The organism is Achromobacter spanius (genome assembly GCF_029637605.1).
Classification (GTDB): domain Bacteria; phylum Pseudomonadota; class Gammaproteobacteria; order Burkholderiales; family Burkholderiaceae_B; genus Achromobacter; species Achromobacter spanius_E.
Genome location: NZ_CP121261.1, coordinates 2,770,833 through 2,787,935 on the forward strand (window position 1 = coordinate 2,770,833; position 17,103 = coordinate 2,787,935).

General features: G+C 63.3%; 19 protein-coding genes. 10 read left to right on the plus strand and 9 right to left on the minus strand.

The window, feature by feature from the left end; genetic code table 11:
* Positions 1-25: 25 nt before the first annotated feature.
* From P8T11_RS12275 to P8T11_RS12285, 3 genes are read right to left on the minus strand one after another with little or no spacing between them, the layout of a single operon-like run.
* On the minus strand, positions 26-1,012 hold the full coding sequence (locus P8T11_RS12275) for a Bug family tripartite tricarboxylate transporter substrate binding protein (protein WP_268081682.1): 987 nt from the start codon (positions 1,010-1,012) through the stop codon (positions 26-28).
* Between the two features lie 30 nt (positions 1,013-1,042).
* Positions 1,043-2,269 carry a CaiB/BaiF CoA transferase family protein gene (locus tag P8T11_RS12280; RefSeq protein WP_268081680.1) on the minus strand — a complete coding sequence of 409 codons (1,227 nt, stop codon included), beginning with the start codon at positions 2,267-2,269 and terminating at the stop codon, positions 1,043-1,045.
* A 31-nt stretch (positions 2,270-2,300) separates the two neighbouring features.
* Positions 2,301-3,257, minus strand: coding sequence for a hydroxymethylglutaryl-CoA lyase (locus P8T11_RS12285; protein WP_268081679.1), 957 nt, complete (start codon positions 3,255-3,257; stop codon positions 2,301-2,303).
* Between the two features lie 131 nt (positions 3,258-3,388).
* Here P8T11_RS12285 and P8T11_RS12290 point away from each other — a divergent pair, with 131 nt between their 5' ends.
* From P8T11_RS12290 to P8T11_RS12305, 4 genes are all read left to right on the plus strand, one after another.
* Positions 3,389-4,297: a LysR family transcriptional regulator gene (locus tag P8T11_RS12290; RefSeq protein ID WP_268081678.1), complete on the plus strand. Its 909-nt coding sequence runs from the start codon at positions 3,389-3,391 to the stop codon at positions 4,295-4,297.
* Between the two features lie 127 nt (positions 4,298-4,424).
* Complete coding sequence (locus tag P8T11_RS12295) at positions 4,425-5,027, plus strand: LysE/ArgO family amino acid transporter (protein WP_268081677.1); 603 nt, start codon at positions 4,425-4,427, stop codon at positions 5,025-5,027.
* A gap of 105 nt (positions 5,028-5,132) precedes the next feature.
* The gene (locus P8T11_RS12300) at positions 5,133-6,041 is read left to right on the plus strand and encodes a DNA/RNA non-specific endonuclease (RefSeq protein ID WP_268081675.1); all 909 of its coding nucleotides are present in this window, start codon (positions 5,133-5,135) and stop codon (positions 6,039-6,041) included.
* Between the two features lie 92 nt (positions 6,042-6,133).
* Positions 6,134-6,748, plus strand: a complete 615-nt coding sequence (locus P8T11_RS12305; protein ID WP_268081674.1) for a DUF4142 domain-containing protein — start codon at positions 6,134-6,136, stop codon at positions 6,746-6,748.
* Positions 6,749-6,772: 24 nt separating this feature from the next.
* Here the strand turns inward: P8T11_RS12305 and P8T11_RS12310 are convergent, their stop codons facing one another.
* The 5 genes from P8T11_RS12310 to P8T11_RS12330 all read right to left on the minus strand — a co-directional run bounded on the left by P8T11_RS12310 (position 6,773) and on the right by P8T11_RS12330 (position 10,944).
* Entirely contained in the window at positions 6,773-7,567 is a 795-nt protein-coding gene (locus P8T11_RS12310) for a 2-keto-4-pentenoate hydratase (protein ID WP_268081673.1), read from the minus strand.
* A 12-nt stretch (positions 7,568-7,579) separates the two neighbouring features.
* Entirely contained in the window at positions 7,580-8,599 is a 1,020-nt protein-coding gene (locus tag P8T11_RS12315; protein WP_268081672.1) for a zinc-binding alcohol dehydrogenase family protein, read from the minus strand.
* A 59-nt stretch (positions 8,600-8,658) separates the two neighbouring features.
* Positions 8,659-9,495, minus strand: coding sequence for a PhzF family phenazine biosynthesis protein (locus P8T11_RS12320; protein ID WP_268081671.1), 837 nt, complete (start codon positions 9,493-9,495; stop codon positions 8,659-8,661).
* A 43-nt stretch (positions 9,496-9,538) separates the two neighbouring features.
* Positions 9,539-9,892 carry a RidA family protein gene (locus tag P8T11_RS12325; RefSeq protein ID WP_268081670.1) on the minus strand — a complete coding sequence of 118 codons (354 nt, stop codon included), beginning with the start codon at positions 9,890-9,892 and terminating at the stop codon, positions 9,539-9,541.
* A gap of 122 nt (positions 9,893-10,014) precedes the next feature.
* A complete protein-coding gene (locus tag P8T11_RS12330; protein ID WP_268081669.1) occupies positions 10,015-10,944 on the minus strand; it encodes a LysR family transcriptional regulator in 930 nt (309 codons plus the stop codon).
* A 161-nt stretch (positions 10,945-11,105) separates the two neighbouring features.
* Here P8T11_RS12330 and P8T11_RS12335 point away from each other — a divergent pair, with 161 nt between their 5' ends.
* Positions 11,106-11,651, plus strand: coding sequence for a DUF305 domain-containing protein (locus tag P8T11_RS12335; protein ID WP_268081668.1), 546 nt, complete (start codon positions 11,106-11,108; stop codon positions 11,649-11,651).
* Positions 11,652-11,672: 21 nt separating this feature from the next.
* Positions 11,673-11,894 carry a hypothetical protein gene (locus P8T11_RS12340; protein WP_268081667.1) on the plus strand — a complete coding sequence of 74 codons (222 nt, stop codon included), beginning with the start codon at positions 11,673-11,675 and terminating at the stop codon, positions 11,892-11,894.
* A gap of 47 nt (positions 11,895-11,941) precedes the next feature.
* On the opposite strand, the gene P8T11_RS12345 is transcribed toward P8T11_RS12340, so the two are convergent.
* Complete coding sequence (locus tag P8T11_RS12345) at positions 11,942-12,778, minus strand: FadR/GntR family transcriptional regulator (protein WP_268081666.1); 837 nt, start codon at positions 12,776-12,778, stop codon at positions 11,942-11,944.
* A gap of 140 nt (positions 12,779-12,918) precedes the next feature.
* Between P8T11_RS12345 and P8T11_RS12350 the strand changes: the two genes are divergently transcribed.
* The 4 genes from P8T11_RS12350 (at position 12,919) to P8T11_RS12365 (ending at position 17,097) form a co-directional block, all read left to right on the plus strand.
* Positions 12,919-13,707, plus strand: a complete 789-nt coding sequence (locus tag P8T11_RS12350) for an SDR family oxidoreductase (protein WP_268081665.1) — start codon at positions 12,919-12,921, stop codon at positions 13,705-13,707.
* 174 nt (positions 13,708-13,881) lie between these two features.
* Positions 13,882-14,847: a Bug family tripartite tricarboxylate transporter substrate binding protein gene (locus P8T11_RS12355; protein WP_268081664.1), complete on the plus strand. Its 966-nt coding sequence runs from the start codon at positions 13,882-13,884 to the stop codon at positions 14,845-14,847.
* Between the two features lie 61 nt (positions 14,848-14,908).
* Entirely contained in the window at positions 14,909-15,541 is a 633-nt protein-coding gene (locus tag P8T11_RS12360) for a glutathione S-transferase family protein (protein WP_268081663.1), read from the plus strand.
* Positions 15,542-15,546: 5 nt separating this feature from the next.
* Positions 15,547-17,097, plus strand: coding sequence for an acetolactate synthase large subunit (locus tag P8T11_RS12365; protein WP_268082374.1), 1,551 nt, complete (start codon positions 15,547-15,549; stop codon positions 17,095-17,097).
* The last annotated feature ends 6 nt before the right edge of the window (positions 17,098-17,103 follow it).

Below are 17,103 nucleotides of genomic sequence, written 5' to 3' on the forward strand. Positions count from 1 at the left end.
GCCTGTCCGTCAAGGGCCACCTGCCCTACATCAGCTCAAGCCCCGCTCCCCGCACCACGACCGCGTACTTCGCCATTTCAGAACGAAAGTACGCCGCCGTCTGGTCGGGGGGCATCAGCAGAATGCGGTTGTTCTGCGCCGCCATGGCCTGTTTGACCTCGGGCGAATTGAATGCCCGGCCCAATGCGTCGTAAATGCGGCGCACATCGGCCGCCGGCAATTTGGCCGGCCCCGCCGCGGCGAACCAACCACCGATCTCGTAATTCTCCAGCCCTTGCTCACGCGCCGTGGGCAAATCAGGCAAGGCCGCCATTCGTTCGCCACCACAAGCCGCCAGCGCCTTGAGCGCCCCGCTTTTTATCTGCGGCAGCACCGAAGGCAGCGACAAGACGCCGAAATCCACCTGCCCGCCTATCAGGTCCGCCATCATGGGACCCACGCCCTTATAGGGAATATGGCGCGCCTTGACGCCCGCCTGCTGCACGTACATCTCGGCGGCCAGATGCAGAATGGTGCCATTGCCCGACGAGGCATAGTTATAGCGGCCGGGTTCGCGCGACAGCAATGTGGTCAGTTCCTTGAGGTTGCCCGCGGCGATCTGCTTTGGGTTGGCCACGATCAGGAACGGCGTCATGCCCACCATGCTGATCGGTGTAATGTCGTTCAGCGGGTCGAACGGCAAAGACTTATAGACGCTGGGAAAAATCACATGGTTGTTCGACAGCATGCTTAGCGTGTAGCCGTCCGGCGCAGACCGCACTAACGCGGACGTGCCCACAATGCCGCCCGCGCCCGGCTGGTTTTCGACCACGACCGTATGCCCAAGCGCCGCGGACAGCGCCGGGCCGGCCGACCGCGTGATCGTGTCCACGCCCGACCCCACCCCCACGGGCAGGATGAATTTGATGGGCCGGTCCGATTGCGCCCTGCCCAGGGCTGGCGCGCCCAGCATCGCCACACCCAGCGCGCCCAGCATTTGTCGGCGGCTCCACCCCGCGCGTTGATTGCTCATGTTTGTCTCCTGTTGGTTTTTTGTTTCCCATCACGCTACCGCGCCCTGCTCCCGCAGCGCCGCAATCTGCGTTGCGTCATAACCCAAGTCCGCCAGCACGGCGTCCGTGTCCACGCCCAAGGTCGGCGGATGCAGCCGCACGCCCAGCCGGTGTCCGTCCATCATCAACGGGAACAGGGCCGCACCCGCGGTCTGGCCGGCGCGTTCGCCGTCGGGCAGCCGGATGTCGGCCAGCCCGCCCGTGGCGCGCAGATGCGGGTCGTCGTAAAGCGCTTCGGGCTTCACGATGGGGGCGAACGGCAAGCCGATGCGCTCGAATACGCTTGATAGCTCGGCTGCGCTGTAGCCGGCCAAACGCTCGCGCAGGTCGGCCAGCAAAGTGGGGCGCAGACGCACCCGGTCGTTGTTGGTGGCCAGGGCCGGATCCCGCTTCAAGTCATCGAATCCGAAGGCATCGCAGAAGGTGACCCATTGCGCATCGCTGACGGCCGCCAGGAAGATCTGCTCGCCATCTTTCACGGTGAATACGTCGTACAGCGCCCAGGCGGATACGCGATCGGGCATCGGCGCGGACGGCTGGCCGGTAATGGCGTACTGCAGCATGTGCTGGCCCACCAGGAAGACGTTGTTCTCGAACAGGGCCGACTGCACTTCCTGCCCACGCCCCGTAATGCCCCGCTGGATCAGCGCGGCCATGGCGCCGATGGCACCGAACATGCCGCCCATGATGTCGTTGACGCTGGTGCCCGCGCGCACCGGATCGCCGGGCCGGCCGGTCATATAGGCAAGCCCGCCCATCATCTGCACGACTTCGTCCAGGGCGGTGCGCATCTCGTAGGGGCCGGGCAGAAAGCCCTTGTGGCTGACGTAGATCAACCGGGGGTTGTCCTGCGACAGCGAGGCGTAGTCCAGCCCGTACTTGGCCATCGTGCCGGGGCGAAAGTTCTCGGCCACCACGTCGGCGCTGGCCGCCAGCTTGCGCGCGGCGGCGGCGCCTTCAGGGCTTTGGATATCCAGCGCGATGCTCTTCTTGTTGCGGTTGAACATCGGGAAGAAGCCGGCGCCCACGCCCAGCAGATGCCGGGTGCGATCCCCCCGCACCGGTTCCACCTTGATGACTTCGGCGCCCAGGTCGGCCAGCACCATGCCGCAGGTCGGGCCCATCACCATGTGCGTGAATTCGACCACGCGCAAGCCGGCCAGCGGCAGCGCATGAGGTGAAAGGGGCGTAGCGGTATCTTGAATTGGTTGTGGCATGGGAAAGCTCGAAAGATGTTGACGGAGGCAATCAGGCGGCCGCAACGGATAGGGAATGGAATGTCTTGGGCAGGCCGGCCTGCCACAGTGCGCCGTGCAAGGGCTGATCGGGCAGCCAGACGCCAACCTTCTGGCGCAGCGCCAACAATCGACTGATGTCCACGCCGGTTGCAATGCCCATGCTTTCCAGCATGAAAACCAGGTCTTCCGTGCTGACATTGCCGCTGGCCCCCGGAGCATGCGGGCAGCCGCCAATGCCCGCCAGGCAAGCGTCAAAACGCGACACGCCCGTTTCTAACGCGGCCAGCACATTGGCCAGCCCCAAGCCCCGCGTGTCATGAAAGTGCGCGCAGCACAGGCGGTCGCCCGCCAGGCGGCGCGCCTCGTCGAAAAGCCGCCGCACCGCAGCGGGGTCGGCGTAGCCCACCGTATCGGCCAGGCTGACGCGGTCGGCGCCCGCATCCAGCAAGGCCTGCATCAGCCGCAATACTTCCTGCGGCGGGACATGGCCCTGCAAGGTGCAGCCGAACGCCGTGCCCACCCCGCCTTCAATCAGCATCGACGACCCGGCCGCATCGCGCGCCGCGCGCATCTGGCCCACCATCGCCACCACCTCATCCGGGGTCTTGCGCAGGTTGGCCAAGCTATGGGCATGGCTGGCCGACAAGGGCACCAGCATCAGGTCCGCGCCGCTGGCCAGCGCGCGTTCGGCGCCTTTCAAGTTGGGCACCAAGACCGACACCGTTAATCCGTCCTGGCGTTTGGCGTGGGCCACCAAGGTCTCAGTATCCGCCAACTGGGGCAACAAGCGGGCGGGTACGAATGACCCGACTTCAATCTCGCGCTGGCCGGCCGCGTAGGCGGCATCGATCCATTCAAGCTTGGTTTGCGTGGGCATCACGACGGACAAGCTCTGCAAGCCGTCGCGCAGCCCCACTTCGCGCACGATGGCGCTGGTCGGAAAACAGGAAGACGGGGAAATCGGCATGGCGGCGGCGTTATCCAGAAAGGCATTTATCGAGCGACCAAGCCAGTTTAGATATTCTCGATTCACGCACAAGCGGTATTCCGGAACGACTAATATTCCATTCCGGAACATCTAAAGAAGGCGGCTCCGCCATGCGCGACCTGGACATCACCACCCTGCGCCTGTTCATCTCTGTTTGTGAAACCGGCAACATCGCCCGTGCCGGCCAACGCGCCAACATCGTCGGTTCGGCCATCAGCAAACGGCTGGCGCAGTTGGAAGACACCGTGGGCGCCAAGCTGTTGACGCGCAAGCGTCGGGGCGTCGAACCCACCGAGGCCGGCGAAACCCTGCTGGAACACGCCCGCGCGATATTGGCCAGCTCGCAACGCATTGAACGCGACATGTCGGCCTACGCCAGCGGCGTGAAGGGGCAGGTGCGCATCCTGGCCACCGCGTCCGTTCTGGCGGAATCCCTGGCCGAGGACATCGCGACATTCCTGCAAGCCGCCCCCCACCGCAACATCCGCGTGGACATGGAAGAGCGCGTCAGCCAGGACGTCGTGCGCGAGGTCAAAGGCGGCATCGCCAGCCTGGGCATCTGCTGGGACGCCGCCGACTTTCATGGGCTGGACACCCGGCCATACCGGGGCGACCGTCTGGCTGTCGTCACCGCGCCCGATCATCCGCTGGCCGAGCGCGACGCGGTCTGGTTCGACGAGGCCTTGGACTACGAGCACGTGAACATGCCCGCCGCCGGCGCGGTCCTGCGCATGTTGCAAACCGCGGCCAACCAAAGCGGCAAGTCTTTGCGCCACCGCGTCACCGTCAGTAATTTCGACTCCGCGTTCCGCGTCGTGCTGGCGGGCTTGGCCATCAGCGTGGCACCGATCGAGGTGGCCACGCCCTACGCCATGGCGCATGGCCTGCGCGTGTTGCCACTGCACGACCCCTGGAGCCATCGCCGCTTCGCCATCTGCATGCGCGACGCACATTCGCTGTCGGCGGCGGCCAGCCTGTTGCTGGATCATCTGGTCGCGGCGGGCCGGGCGTCGGCGTGACACGCTCTCTATCGGCCGCAGCGCTTGTTTAGGCCAACTAACGTTGATTTAGCTTATTTAGTTTTTCTAATCCTCCGCCAGCGGCTAGTCTGTCGCCCTTTCCATAAGGGTTGCCACGAGAGTTGCCATGACGACCGCATTCATTCCCGGCTTTCTGCTCGGCCTTAGCCTGATCGTCGCCATTGGCGCGCAGAACGCTTTCGTCCTGCGACAGGGGTTGCGCCAGGAATATGTGTTCGCGGTATGCCTGACCTGCGCCGTCTCCGACGCGATCTTGATCGGGGTGGGCGTGGCGGGCTTTGGGCTGGCGGCCGACACCCTGCCCTGGCTGGAACCCGCCATGCGATACGGCGGCGCGTTGTTCCTCTTCGTCTACGCCGCACGCAGCTTGCGCGCAGCCCTGCGCGCGCAGCACGACAGCCTGGCGCCCTCCACCCGGCAAACCAGCGGGCTTGCCGCCACGCTGGCCGCCTGCCTGGCATTCACCTGGCTCAACCCGCATGTGTACCTGGACACCGTGGTGCTGCTGGGATCGATCTCCAGCCAGTACGACGGCGCCAAAACCGCATTCGCGCTGGGCGCCATGTGCGCGTCGTTCACGTTTTTCTTCACGCTGGGCTATGGCGCCCGCCTGCTCCGCCCGCTGTTTGCAAACCCCAGCGCCTGGCGGGTGCTGGATGGCTGCGTGGGCGTGGTGATGTTTGCGATCGGCTTGAAACTGGTGTTGTGACGAACTGTAGTTGCGGCGAGCTGGACTTGCGGTCGCCCGCAGTCAGTCATCTACAATTCGGCGACGCTGGCCCTACGGTGGCCCAGCCCGCAACACACAGGTAGCATGACGCGCGCGAAGAAAACAGCTTCAAAAAGAAAACGCCCGGTAGCTCGGGGCAATAGCAAATCGGCCGGCCGTACCTATCGGTTCTTCAGGGCGCTTCTGGTTTCGTCACTGGCCAGCTTCGGCGCCACCACCTATGTCTTGAAGCCGCAATGGCCCGTGCAATTCTCGCCAGACGCCATCCTGGCGCGCCTGGGGTGGCCGGCACAGGAAAAGTTTGCCCCAGCGGCCATCCCTTCAGGGGCGCTGACTCACACCCGCTTCGCCGATTGCCCGCAGTTTTTCCCATCGGGCAACCTGCCCGTCGTGCCCTCCGCCGGCGCGCTGCGCGAGCTTTGCTTTTCGGCTTTTGCCGTCCTGCACAACGGCCAGACCAAAACACCGGTATTTGTCGCCGAGCGTCTGAACCGCAAGCTGCTGACGCAGGCGCAGGGGCTCGAGCGCACCGACAAGTTCTACGCCGAAGCGCGCCTGCCCAGTGCCGAACGCGCCACCCTGGACGACTACAAGGGTTCCGGCTATTCACGCGGCCACATGGCGCCCGCGGGCGATATGTATTCCCGAGACGCCATGGCGCAGAGCTTTTCGCTTGCCAACATGGTGCCGCAAAATCAGACGCAGAACGCTGGCCCCTGGAGCCGCATCGAACAAGACACGCGCAAGTACGTCATGCGCGCGGCGGGCGATGTGTACGTCTATACCGGCCCCTACTACGCCAGCAAGCCCGCATCCATCGGCTTTGGCGTTGCGGTACCCAGCCATGTCTACAAAGTGGTGTACGACGCCACCACGCGACGCTCTTGGGTGCACTGGCAGGCCAACAACGCCAGCGCGAAAGAAAGCGCCCCGATCAGCTACGAGGAATTCGTCCGCCGCACGGGGATGCAATTGCTACCGTCCGCGCCCTAGCGGCTTGCCGCAAAGCCCTGTACACCGCCGGATGCGGCGGGCATGCGGCTTGCTCCGCATGCCTGGCGACGCCTCTGCAAGGCTTGCCCGGAATGACCGGCCGCCGTCTGCCTGTGGGTGTCATCCAGGAGATCAGAATGAACCAGCCCCTATTGAACGCAGCCCTTTGCATTGCCTTTGCCCTGGGCGCGCCAGGCTACGCATTCGCCCAACCCACCCCTGCTTCAGGCGCTGCGGACTCTTCCGCCGCGATCACCAAGTTGAACAGCGAAGACCGCGGCTTTCTGACCAAGGCGGCGGAATCCGGCTATATGGAAATCGCGGGCGGCAAGCTCGCCTTGCAAAAATCCCGAAGCCCGCAGGTCAAGCAATTCGCCCAGAAGATGATCGATGACCACACAAAGCTCGGCGAGCAGATCCAGGCGCTTGTCAAAAAGAAGGGTTACGAAACGCCCACGCAGCCGTCCCTGATCCAGGCCGCCAAGCTGAAAGCACTGGAGCTGCGGGACGACGGGTTTGACGAGGCCTACGGCGATGAGATTGGCGTTGACGCGCACGAGGACGCCATCGAATTATTCGAAGAGGCCGCCGCGCACGCCACGGACGACGACCTGAAGCACTTCGCCGCCGACACGCTGCCCCGGTTGAAGCACCACCTGGACATGGCTCGCGCGCTGCGGAAAGCGATCAAAGACCCGGCAAAGTGATCTGAGCCGGATCGCTCGCATTGGTCAGCCGGGGCCCTGGATCCGGCATGACAGACTGCCGAGCGATCCGTAATCCACCGCCACGACATCGCCCGCGCTGATGTCCATGGGGGCAAGGCACGTCCCCGTTGTCACCACCTGATCCGCGCCGAGCGTTACGCCAAGCCGAGACAGTTCGTTCGCCAGCCAGGTCAGCGCAATGCGGGGGTCGCCCAGCACGTTTTCGCCGATACCTTCCCGCTTGAAAGTCTTGCCCACACGCCCCAACACGCGATGGCGCGGCAGGTCTAGCTCGCGCCACATCGCGGGTGCCTCGGGGCCCAGCACGAAGCGGTGCGCGCAGGCATTGTCGGCAATCAACTGCGGCCCGCCGATGGTGACAAAGTCCTGGTAGCGGGAATCCGGTATCTCGATGGCCAGATGCAGCGCCGATACCGCGTCCATTACTTCCAGGACATCGTACGGACGGGCTCGCGGAGCAAGGCTGCGCCCCATGCGAAACGCGAACTCGGCTTCCGCGACGCGCATGCGATCGGCGCCGATAGGCACGGCGTCCCCGTCGCCGTAGACCATCTCGCTGAGCAAGCGCCCCGCTATCGGGCCGTCAATGCCAATGTGGCGTTGTCCCGCCACGCTTGTGCCCGCAATTTTCCAACCAAACAAGGGCTTTGCGCTGATGGCTTCAATTTGCGCCTGAATCAGGTAGCCGTCTTCGGGGCAAGCGGGCCGCAGCGGCGTCGGCAGGCAATCCAATACCGTGCCCGCTTGCCAGTGCTGCACAAGCATCGCGGAAGCGGCTTTGGCGATATCAATGTCCATGACGACGTCCTGTCAAAAGCCCGCGAGCGTGATCTTCCCGACCGTGTGGCCGTCTTCAAGCGCCGCGTGCGCCCTGCGCAGGTTTGCGGCGTTGATCGTCCCGTAGGACGCGACACGCGGCGCAACCAAGGTTTTGTTATCGATCAAGTCCGCCACGGTGTTCAGGATGTCGTGCTGCCGCTGCATGTCGGCCGTGGCGTGCATGGGGCGAGTGAACATCGCCTCCCAGTGCATCGACACGCTCTTGAACTTCATCAGGCGCAGGTCCAAAGGCTCGGGGTCGTCGATCAGCCCAAGGCGGCCCTGCGGCGCGATGACCTGTGCCATCTCGGCCCAATTCTTCGGCGTGGTGTGGGTAGAGAAGATCCGGGTGACCGGAGCAAGGGCTTCGATAGCCTCAAGCTGCGTGGGCAAGGGGTGAAAGTGATTGATGACATGGTGGGCGCCCATCGAACGCACCCAGGCTTCGCTCTCGGACCGGGATGCCGTGGCAACAACCGTGACGTGCGTAAGCTGGCGCGCGATTTGAATGGCCATCGTCGGCACGCCGCCCGCCCCGCCAATCACGAGCAGGCTTTCGCCGGCGCCGCCGTCGGGCGGCAAGGACAGGCGGTCGAACAACATTTCCCAGGCGGTCAGCGAGGTCAGGGGAAGCGCGGCGGCGGTGGCGTGGTCAAGCGTGGCGGGCTTTCTGCCGACGATTCGCTCATCTACCCGTTGCAGTTCAGCATTGGCGCCTTGGCGATTCAGGACGCCGGCGTAATAGACCTCGTCGCCCGGTTTGAAGAGGCTTGCCTCTGGCCCAACGGCCTCGACAACGCCAGAGGCATCGTAGCCCAGCACCACGGGGGCGCCGTTTGACGGGTCCATGCTCATGCGGCTTTTGACGTCGCGCGGATTGACGCTCACGGCATGCACCCGCACCAGCAGATCGCGGCCTTGCGGATGCGCAGGGTCGGCCAATTGCAAATCTTCTAGCGAGCGCTCATCGCTGCTAGGCAAGCCTTTCGTCCAAAAACCCACTGCTTTCATCTGCATTCCTTCTTGTACGCCACGCGGGCGCTAGGTTAAGTTGATGGCCGCAATGCCATTCAAGGCTGTGTCATCAGCCGAGCATTGCCAGAAACGCGGACGCCTTCGCCGCTTGCCGCGCCGATGTCGGCACGGATACGGCAGGGCATGCCCATGTCGTCGCCTTGATCAATACGGATGCTTGCCCCATGAGGCCAGCCGATATCACGCAAATAGCCGCCCAGCGCGGCGGCGGCGGCGCCCGTGGCGGGGTCTTCAAACACGCCGCCCAGCGGGAACGGATTGCGCACATGAAAGTGTTGATCTTGTTCGGCGTAGACCAGGCAAAACGTGGTCAGGTTTTCACGGCTGGCCAAGGATTGGCCTTGCGCGATGTCGTAGTTCATACGGCTTAGCGCGTCGCGTGACCGCAAAGCCAGAACAAGATGGTTGGCACCGGCATGGGCCAGCGCGGGCGGTATCCGTGGATCAAGGTCGGCTTGATGCAGGTTGAAGAGCGCCAGGGCCTCATCAAGCAAGGGCTTTGGGACACCGCCGCTTCGCGTGGGAGGCGACCGAAACGATGCGCTCCACGCCGCCTGCGAGTCGTATCCATCAACGGTGATTTCCGCCTGATTGAGTTGAAGCGCGAACGTGCCCGAACCCTGTCGTTTTGCCAACGCCGCGCCCAGCGCGATGGTGGCGTGCCCACAAAAATCCACCTCGACCAGCGGCGAGAAGTAGCGCACCCGCCACCCGTCTTGCAGCGGCGCCGCAAACACGGTTTCCGAATAACCGACCTGCTGGGCAACGCGCTGCATTTCATCCGCCGGGGGCAGCGCTTCACAAATAACGACCCCTGCGGGGTTGCCGCCGGACGATCCGGCCGAGAATGCCGCGATATGCAGAACGTCCATGTCTTTCCTTTGTGTCATGCAGCCACGAGCCCCGCCAGACGCTTCAGGCTTGCGCGTGGATGGGTTCGAAGGAAGCGATCAAGTCGATTTCGACCTTTGCGCCATTCACCGCGAGTTGGGAGACAACCGTCGAACGGGTCGGGCGGTGTTGTCCAAATGCCTTCCCAAAGGCCTGATCGAAGGAAGCGAAGTCCGCTTGCTCCGTGACCCAGGCGCTTGCCTTGACCACGTTTTCCAGCCCCAATCCATGCTGTGCAAGCACATCGGCATGGTGCGCCAATATCAACGCCGTTTGCTCGCTGACGTCTCCGTGAATCTCGCCCTTGTCGTCGAATGCCAACTGGCCCGACAGAAACAGCAGGGATCCGGTGCGCAGCGCGGTTGAGAGGTGAGGCATGAACGTTTCCTTTATCGTGATGTAGTGAATAAAGGAATTTTCACGCGAATGGCCTGTTCGCCGCCATAGCTCCTGGCTGCAGGTCATTGCTGCACGGGATGCAGCAATGGCGCAATGCGACGCTAGGCTTGCGCATTGCCGGACCAGGGAACGTGGCGAAACACCTCTGCAATCCAATCGGCAAACGCCTCCGTCCTTGCCGGTGCATAGCGCCGCGTGGGTCGGACCAGATAAATGCCCCCTTCCCGGTCGAACGTCCATGCCGGAAGCACCCGCACCAAGGTGCCCGCCGCCAGGTCGCGGGCGACCAACCACTCTCCGGCACCGATCACTCCGACGCCCGCCCGGGCGGCCTCAAGCAGCGCGATGGGGTCGTTGGTGCGCAGCGTGCCATTTGCACGGATGGTTTCCACTCGCCGGCCATCTGAAAGCCGCCACATCGGAAACGAGTTCAGGCTGGGGTTGCCCAGGCAGTTTTGCTTTTGCAGGTCGGCGGGTTTCCTGGGCATACCATGGCGTTCAATGAATTCGGGCGAGGCGGCCAGGATGCGTTCATGGCTTGCGAGCTTTCTGGCAACCAGTTGGCTGTCGGGCAAGTGCCCGATCCGGATGGCGGCATCGAAGCCGCCCTCCACCAGGTCGATGATCGCGTCGCTGTATTGCGCGTCGAGCACCAGCTTCGGATGCAAGCGCATGAAGGACGGCAGGCGCGGCGCAAGCCATTGGCGTCCCATCGTCGCCGGCAACGCGATTCTTAGCGTGCCGTGCAATTCACGAGCCTGCTCGGCCGCTTCCAACTGCGCCTCGTCCAGCAGGTCCATGGCAACCTTGAGCTTGTCGGCCAGCCTTTTGCCGGCCTCGGTCAGTTGCACCTGCCGGGTCGTTCGTTCCACCAACCTGACGCCAAGGCGAACTTCCAGCGACGCGATTCGTTTGGAGATGATGGTTGGATGGCGGCCCAGCGACCGGCCCGCCGAGGCGAAGGAACGCTCGGCGGCCACCGCCAGCAAGGCAGCGATTTCGTCGATGTGGCGGCTTTCAATGTCAGTCATTCTGAAGGCTTGTAACGAGGAAGGATCTGGCGTGCCCGGTAGGTGATTATCTGGCGATTCGCACGCTCGGAACAAAACTTGCTGCACCGTAGCCGAATCGCCTTTGCTCACACTGCGCAGGGGCTGGCGCAGCACCAGGCGCGTACCACGGGAGATCGCCGATGGAAAAACCGTCAAACAAAAGTCAGAAGAGGGGCTACGCCCGCTTCGCGCTGATGATCGCCGTCGCAACCGTCATCATGTACGTTTTGATGTACTTGAACGTCTATGCCCTGTCGCATATCTATTTCAGCCAGACGCGGCTGTGGATGGCCGTGATCATGGGCGCCGTCATGGCGGTGGTCATGCTGGGGTTCATGCTGTCAATGTATCGCAACCGGCGCATCAACCTGGGCATCGTCATCGGCAGCGTGGCGGCCTTCGCCGCCGCATTGTGGCTGGTGCGCAGCCAAGCCACGGTGGACGATATATCGTACATGCGGGCCATGATCCCCCACCACTCCATTGCGATTCTGACCAGTGAACGCGCGCACATTCGCGACCCGCGCGTTCGCAAACTGGCGGATGGAATCATCCGGGCACAGGTCAAGGAAATAGGCGAAATGGAACAGCTTATCGCCGACCTGGAAAAGAACCCGCCGCCCGAAGGCAGCCCGGAACTTCGCGACTACCGAGAACTAGGCCTGCCGGCGCCCAAGCCGGAATAACCCACGCACCAGGAGAGAAAAATGAAAACGCAGATCAGCTATCGCAAACTTGACGGCGGCGACGGTGTCGCCTTGGTCAACGGCGGCATTTCGGAAATGAGCCAGGCAAAGCGCGAACTGGCGAACTGGCTGGAATTGCCTGAAGTGGGCGTTCCCGATGGTGGGCAAGAGGACCTGGACGCGCGTCTGCACCAGGGGGGTATCGCACCTGATTCGGTGCAGTTCAACCATATCAGCGAGTAGCCCGCCACCGGGCGCGGGTCGGCGAAACGCCAGCCATGGACTTGCCCTTAACGCTTGCGCGCGACCGTGGGCGAAAAGCTTGCGTCCAGCGTCCGCATCCTGGAGTTGTGGATATGCTCGCGCATCGCGTCGCGAGCCTCTTCGGGCTGCTGCTTGCTGATGGCTTGAAAAATGCGCTCGTGCTCTCGCTGCACTTGTTGGCCGCGGGTGACCGCGCTGGATAACGCCAGGCTGCGCATCACGCGCATGTAATCGAATATCTGCTTGGATAGCGATTGCAGCATCGTCACGAACAAGTCATTTCCGCAGGCGTTCGCGATCGCTTGGTGGAACCGGAAATCCGCTTCGTTGCCCACCTGGCGTGCATCGAAAGCGACGCGCATGTCTTCCAGCGCAGTGGCCATGGCTTGCAGATCGCCTTCGGTGCGACGTGTAGCCGCCATGCAGGCGGCGTCGCCCTCTAGCGCACTGCGCAATTCCATGCAGCGCACCAGCTCGGCCAGCCCACCGATCGGCGCCAGTTTCACTAGTTCAGGGCTGGGCCGCCGACGCACATACGATCCGGCGCCGCGCTGGGAAATAATGACGCCGTCTGCCTGCAACCTGAATAGCGCTTCGCGCACCACGGGGCGGGAGACGCCGAAAGTCGCGCACAAATCCATCTCGGAAGGCAGCCGGCTTTCTTCGGGATATTTTCCGTAGGTGATCTGCTGTAGCAACCGATCGTAGAGTTGGTCGGCCAGTCGTGGCGGACGCTGAGCGCGCAAGTCTTGCGCTTCGGAAGATTCACTTTCCGGGGCCGGAGCCCGATTGTCTGTTTTAGGTCTGGACATAGAAGTTCCGGGGATCAGATGGCCGCGTGGTGCCAGAGCTGGGCGACGCACTGATTGGAGGCCAGTATAGCTGTGCCCTGCATTTGGCCTGGATTAGCACCCTTCAAAATAGTTGCCTTACAACTTAACAATGATGTAATTTAGCGCAAACGACGAATTGCAGCCATGACTGCCACCGGAGACAAATCAAGATGGACTTACGGATTGCGGGTAAATGGGCGCTGGTGTGCGGCGCCAGCAAAGGACTGGGGCGCGGATGCGCACAAGCATTGGCGTCCGAGGGCGTAAATCTGGTGATCAATGCCCGCAACCCGGATGCGCTGGAAAGCACAGCTAGAGAACTGCGCATGCTGGCACCCAATGTCGACATCCGTACCGCCGTTGGCGACATCGCTACCGAGCAGGGCCGTGACGCGGCGCTGGCGCAAGCTCCCGCCATCGACATCCTGATCAACAACGCAGGCGGGCCGCCCGCGGGCGATATGCAGGATTGGACGCGCGACGACTGGATCCGCGCACTGGATGCCAACATGCTGGCGCCGATTGCGTTGATCAAGGCCACTGTCGACGGCATGGCCGAGCGCGGCTACGGCCGGGTCATCAACATTACGTCGTCGGCCGTCAAGGCGCCGATTGCGACATTGGGGCTATCGAACGGGGCACGCTCCGGCCTGACCGGATTCATCGCGGGGCTGGCGCGTCAGCCCAAGCTGGCTGGACGAAATGTCACCCTGAACAATGTGCTGCCCGGCACCTTCGATACCGATCGCCTGCGTAGCAATTTGACCGCGATGGCCGGACGCGCGAATGCGCCGGTCGAGTCCTATACAGATCATCGGCGCAACGCGATCCCCGCGCAGCGATTCGGTACGCCCGCCGAATTTGGCGCCGTCTGCGCTTTTTTGTGCGGCATGGACGCTGGCTACCTGACCGGGCAGAACATTCTGCTGGATGGTGGCGCCTATCCAGGCACGTTCTGATCCATTCCGCTTCTGGATTCCGGAATGCGTTCACTTCATCAGAACGCAAGACGCGGTCCCAGGCCCGGTTGCCTAATGGTGTGCAGACATATCGGCAGCCGGCCAGCAGTACCTATGAGCAGTACCTATAAGCAGTACCTATAAGCAGTAGAACAAAGAACACGGAGACAACCAATGTTCAAAATACTGTTACGCGCGACCTGCGTCGCACTCGGCCTGTCTATCGCCCCCGCGGCCGCCCTGGCGCAAGAGGGGCAACCCATACAATTGATCGTTCCCTACAACCCGGGAGGCGGCTCCGATCTCTTCGCCCGCCTGGTCGCGCCAGGGCTGGGCAAGGCCTTGAACCAAACCGTGATTGTTGAAAATCGCGCGGGCGCGGGGGGCATCATCGGCACCGAGGCGGTGGTCAGGTCAACGCCGCCCAACAAGATGCTGCTGGTGTCGGATTCCGCTGTCTACTCCATCATTCCCTCGCTATACACACCGCTTTCGTACTCCCGCAAGGACTTGATCCCCGTGGCCAATCTGGCCACGTTTGGGAACGTGCTGGTCGTGCCCGCGAATTCGCGTTTCAAGACGTTCCAGGATCTGCTGGAAACCGCCCGCAAGTCGCCGGGCAAGTTGTCGATCGGATCGTCTGGAACGGGCGGCATTACGCACCTGGCGGCTGAAAGACTCATGGAACAAGCCAAGATCAAGCTCGTGCACGTTCCGTACAAAGGCAGCGGCCCCGCGATTACCGACACGGCGGGTGGCCACATCGACATGGTGTTCACGGGCTTGCCATCCGTACTGGAGTTGCTGCGGTCCGGAAAGCTGCGTGCCTTGGCAATCGCTACCGACAAGCGCTCCCCGTATGCGCCCGAGATCCCCACGATCAGCGAATCAGGAGTACCAGGATTTTCAGCGCTGATCTCCCAAGGCTTGTTCGCGCCCGTCAATACGCCCCCCGAAACCGTTCAGAAACTGAATCAGGCCGTGCAGGACTTCATGAACCAGCCCGACACCAAAGAGACCCTGAGAAAAATGATGGTGGAACCCGTGTACCAGTCATCCGCCGAATACAAGACCTGGCTGGACAAGGAAAGCAGTGAATGGGCAGCGCTGATCAAGCGCGCCGACATCAAAGTGCAATGACGGTGACAGGTGGCCGACACCCGTCAGCCACCTTTTTGCCCTGCCATAAAGGACATATTCGATGATAGATCTCTACGCCTGGCGCACCACCAATGGCCTGCGGGCCACCATTACCCTGGCCGAATGCGAATTGCCGCATCGCGTCATCCCCATCGACGTGGGCGCCGGCGCGCAAAAATCGCCCGATTATTTGAAGATAAATCCCGCCAGCCAGATCCCCGCCATGGTCGATCCGGATGGGCCGGGCGGCAAGCCGCTGGTACTGGCGCAGTCGGGCGCCATCGTGCTGTACGCCTGCCAGAAGGCAGGCCGCTTTGTTCCCGACAACGCGGCCGACCAAGCCATTGCGATGCAATGGGCCTGGCAAGCGGGCACAGATATAGGCGGCACCAGCGCTTCGATGAACCAGGTGGAAGTGGTGTCGCCTCTGAAAGTGCAAGAACACATCGACCTGTTCCGCAAGCGCTTCGCCCGCTATTTCCGCATCGTCGAAGAACATCTGGCCAAGCGCGATTATCTGGCCAACACCATCAGCTACGCGGACTTCATCCTGTATCCCAACTACGCCCTGCGCCGCAACCTGCTTGACGCCGCGTCATTCCCCGCGCTGTCGGCCTGGGCGGAACGCATCGGCCAGCGTCCCGGAGTCGTCGAGGGCATGCGCTTGCATTCCGACGCAGGAAAGTCGCCATGACACCGATGAACGGCGCCGAAGCGCTGGTACGCACGTTGGTCAATTCAGGCGTCACCACTTGTTTTGCGAATCCGGGAACATCGGAGATGCATTTCGTGTCGGCGCTGGATCGCGTCCCCGGCATGCGCTGCGTGCTGGGTTTGGCCGAGACCGTAGTGACGGGCTGCGCCGACGGCTATGGCCGCATGATGGGGCGCCCCGCCGCCACCCTGCTGCATTGCGGCCCAGGGCTGGCCAATGGATTGGCAAACCTGCACAACGCAAAGCGCGCCTACACGCCAGTCGTCAATATTGTGGGTGACCACGCCACTTACCACGTCGCCTACGACACGCCGTTGACGTCTGACGTGGAAAGCCTGGCGCGGCCCATGTCGCAATGGGTACGGCTGTCGCGCCATGCCCGCAGCGTGGCCGACGACGCCGCGCTGGCGGTACAGGCCGCCCGCACGTCGCCAGGCGGTGTGGCCACATTGATCTTGCCCGCCGACACGGCATGGACGGAATCCGGCGGCCCGCAACAAGCCCACGCGGTGCAGCCCCGCCGTCAAGCCAGCAGCCAGCACATCGATCAGGCTGCCCGCGCCTTGCGTGCCAAGAGTGCCGACGGCGCCACCATGATCCTGCTGGGTACAGGCGGCCTGACGGAGGCGAGCCAAATGGCCGCCTGGCGTATTGCCCGCGCCACCGGCGCGGCACTGCGCACCACCACTTTCGTGGCCCGCATGCCGCGCGGACACGGCCGCCCGCCTATCGACCGAATGCCATATGCCGTAGACCAGGCGCTGACCATGCTGGCGCCCGTTCGTACGTTGATCCTGGCCGGGGCGCCAACGCCCGCGGCGTTCTTTGCGTATCCCGACAAGCCCAGCGAGTTGTGCGCCCCCGGAACCACGGTGATCCCGATGGCCGGCGTCGACGAAGATGCCGAGGCTGCGCTGATAGCGCTGGCGGAAGCACTGCGGGCGCCGCGCCAGGTGGACTTTGCATTGCCCGCGCCGGAAGCCGGCATGCCCTTCGGCGCGTTTACGCCGGCGGCGTTTGGCCAGGTCCTGGCGCGCATCCTGCCGCAGGACTGCATCGTGATGGAAGACGCCGTCACATCCGGACGCGGGCTGTTCACGCCGACTTTCCAGGCCGCCGCACACGACTGGCTGCAGAACACCGGCGGCGCCATTGGCGGTGGCATTCCCACCGCCACCGGCGCGGCCATCGCGTGTCCGGACCGCCCCGTCATTTGCCTGCAAGCCGACGGCGCCGGCATGTATTCGCTGCAAGGCCTGTGGACGCAAGCCCGCGAACGTCTGAACGTCGTGACCATCGTCTTCGCGAACCGGGCCTATGCCATTTTGCAAGGTGAACTGCGTGCCGTCGGCGCGGTGCCAGGTCCCGCATCCGACGCGCTGTTCAGCTTGAACGACCCCGCGCTGGACTGGGTACGACTGGCCCAGGGCATGGGCGTGCCCGCCGAACGCACCGACACCATGGAAGGGCTCGCGGATGCCCTATCGCGCGCCTTGCATGCGCAAGGGCCCTACCTGATCGAACTGCTGTGTTGAACCAGG

Coding starts and splice junctions, on each gene's coding strand:
- P8T11_RS12275 (WP_268081682.1), bottom strand. CDS start 1,012: ATGAGCAATCAACGCGCGGGGTGGAGCCGCCGACAAATGCTGGGCGCG.
- P8T11_RS12280 (WP_268081680.1), bottom strand. CDS start 2,269: ATGCCACAACCAATTCAAGATACCGCTACGCCCCTTTCACCTCATGCG.
- P8T11_RS12285 (WP_268081679.1), bottom strand. CDS start 3,257: ATGCCGATTTCCCCGTCTTCCTGTTTTCCGACCAGCGCCATCGTGCGC.
- P8T11_RS12290 (WP_268081678.1), top strand. CDS start 3,389: ATGCGCGACCTGGACATCACCACCCTGCGCCTGTTCATCTCTGTTTGT.
- P8T11_RS12295 (WP_268081677.1), top strand. CDS start 4,425: ATGACGACCGCATTCATTCCCGGCTTTCTGCTCGGCCTTAGCCTGATC.
- P8T11_RS12300 (WP_268081675.1), top strand. CDS start 5,133: ATGACGCGCGCGAAGAAAACAGCTTCAAAAAGAAAACGCCCGGTAGCT.
- P8T11_RS12305 (WP_268081674.1), top strand. CDS start 6,134: ATGACCGGCCGCCGTCTGCCTGTGGGTGTCATCCAGGAGATCAGAATG.
- P8T11_RS12310 (WP_268081673.1), bottom strand. CDS start 7,567: ATGGACATTGATATCGCCAAAGCCGCTTCCGCGATGCTTGTGCAGCAC.
- P8T11_RS12315 (WP_268081672.1), bottom strand. CDS start 8,599: ATGAAAGCAGTGGGTTTTTGGACGAAAGGCTTGCCTAGCAGCGATGAG.
- P8T11_RS12320 (WP_268081671.1), bottom strand. CDS start 9,495: ATGGACGTTCTGCATATCGCGGCATTCTCGGCCGGATCGTCCGGCGGC.
- P8T11_RS12325 (WP_268081670.1), bottom strand. CDS start 9,892: ATGCCTCACCTCTCAACCGCGCTGCGCACCGGATCCCTGCTGTTTCTG.
- P8T11_RS12330 (WP_268081669.1), bottom strand. CDS start 10,944: ATGACTGACATTGAAAGCCGCCACATCGACGAAATCGCTGCCTTGCTG.
- P8T11_RS12335 (WP_268081668.1), top strand. CDS start 11,106: ATGGAAAAACCGTCAAACAAAAGTCAGAAGAGGGGCTACGCCCGCTTC.
- P8T11_RS12340 (WP_268081667.1), top strand. CDS start 11,673: ATGAAAACGCAGATCAGCTATCGCAAACTTGACGGCGGCGACGGTGTC.
- P8T11_RS12350 (WP_268081665.1), top strand. CDS start 12,919: ATGGACTTACGGATTGCGGGTAAATGGGCGCTGGTGTGCGGCGCCAGC.
- P8T11_RS12355 (WP_268081664.1), top strand. CDS start 13,882: ATGTTCAAAATACTGTTACGCGCGACCTGCGTCGCACTCGGCCTGTCT.
- P8T11_RS12360 (WP_268081663.1), top strand. CDS start 14,909: ATGATAGATCTCTACGCCTGGCGCACCACCAATGGCCTGCGGGCCACC.
- P8T11_RS12365 (WP_268082374.1), top strand. CDS start 15,547: ATGAACGGCGCCGAAGCGCTGGTACGCACGTTGGTCAATTCAGGCGTC.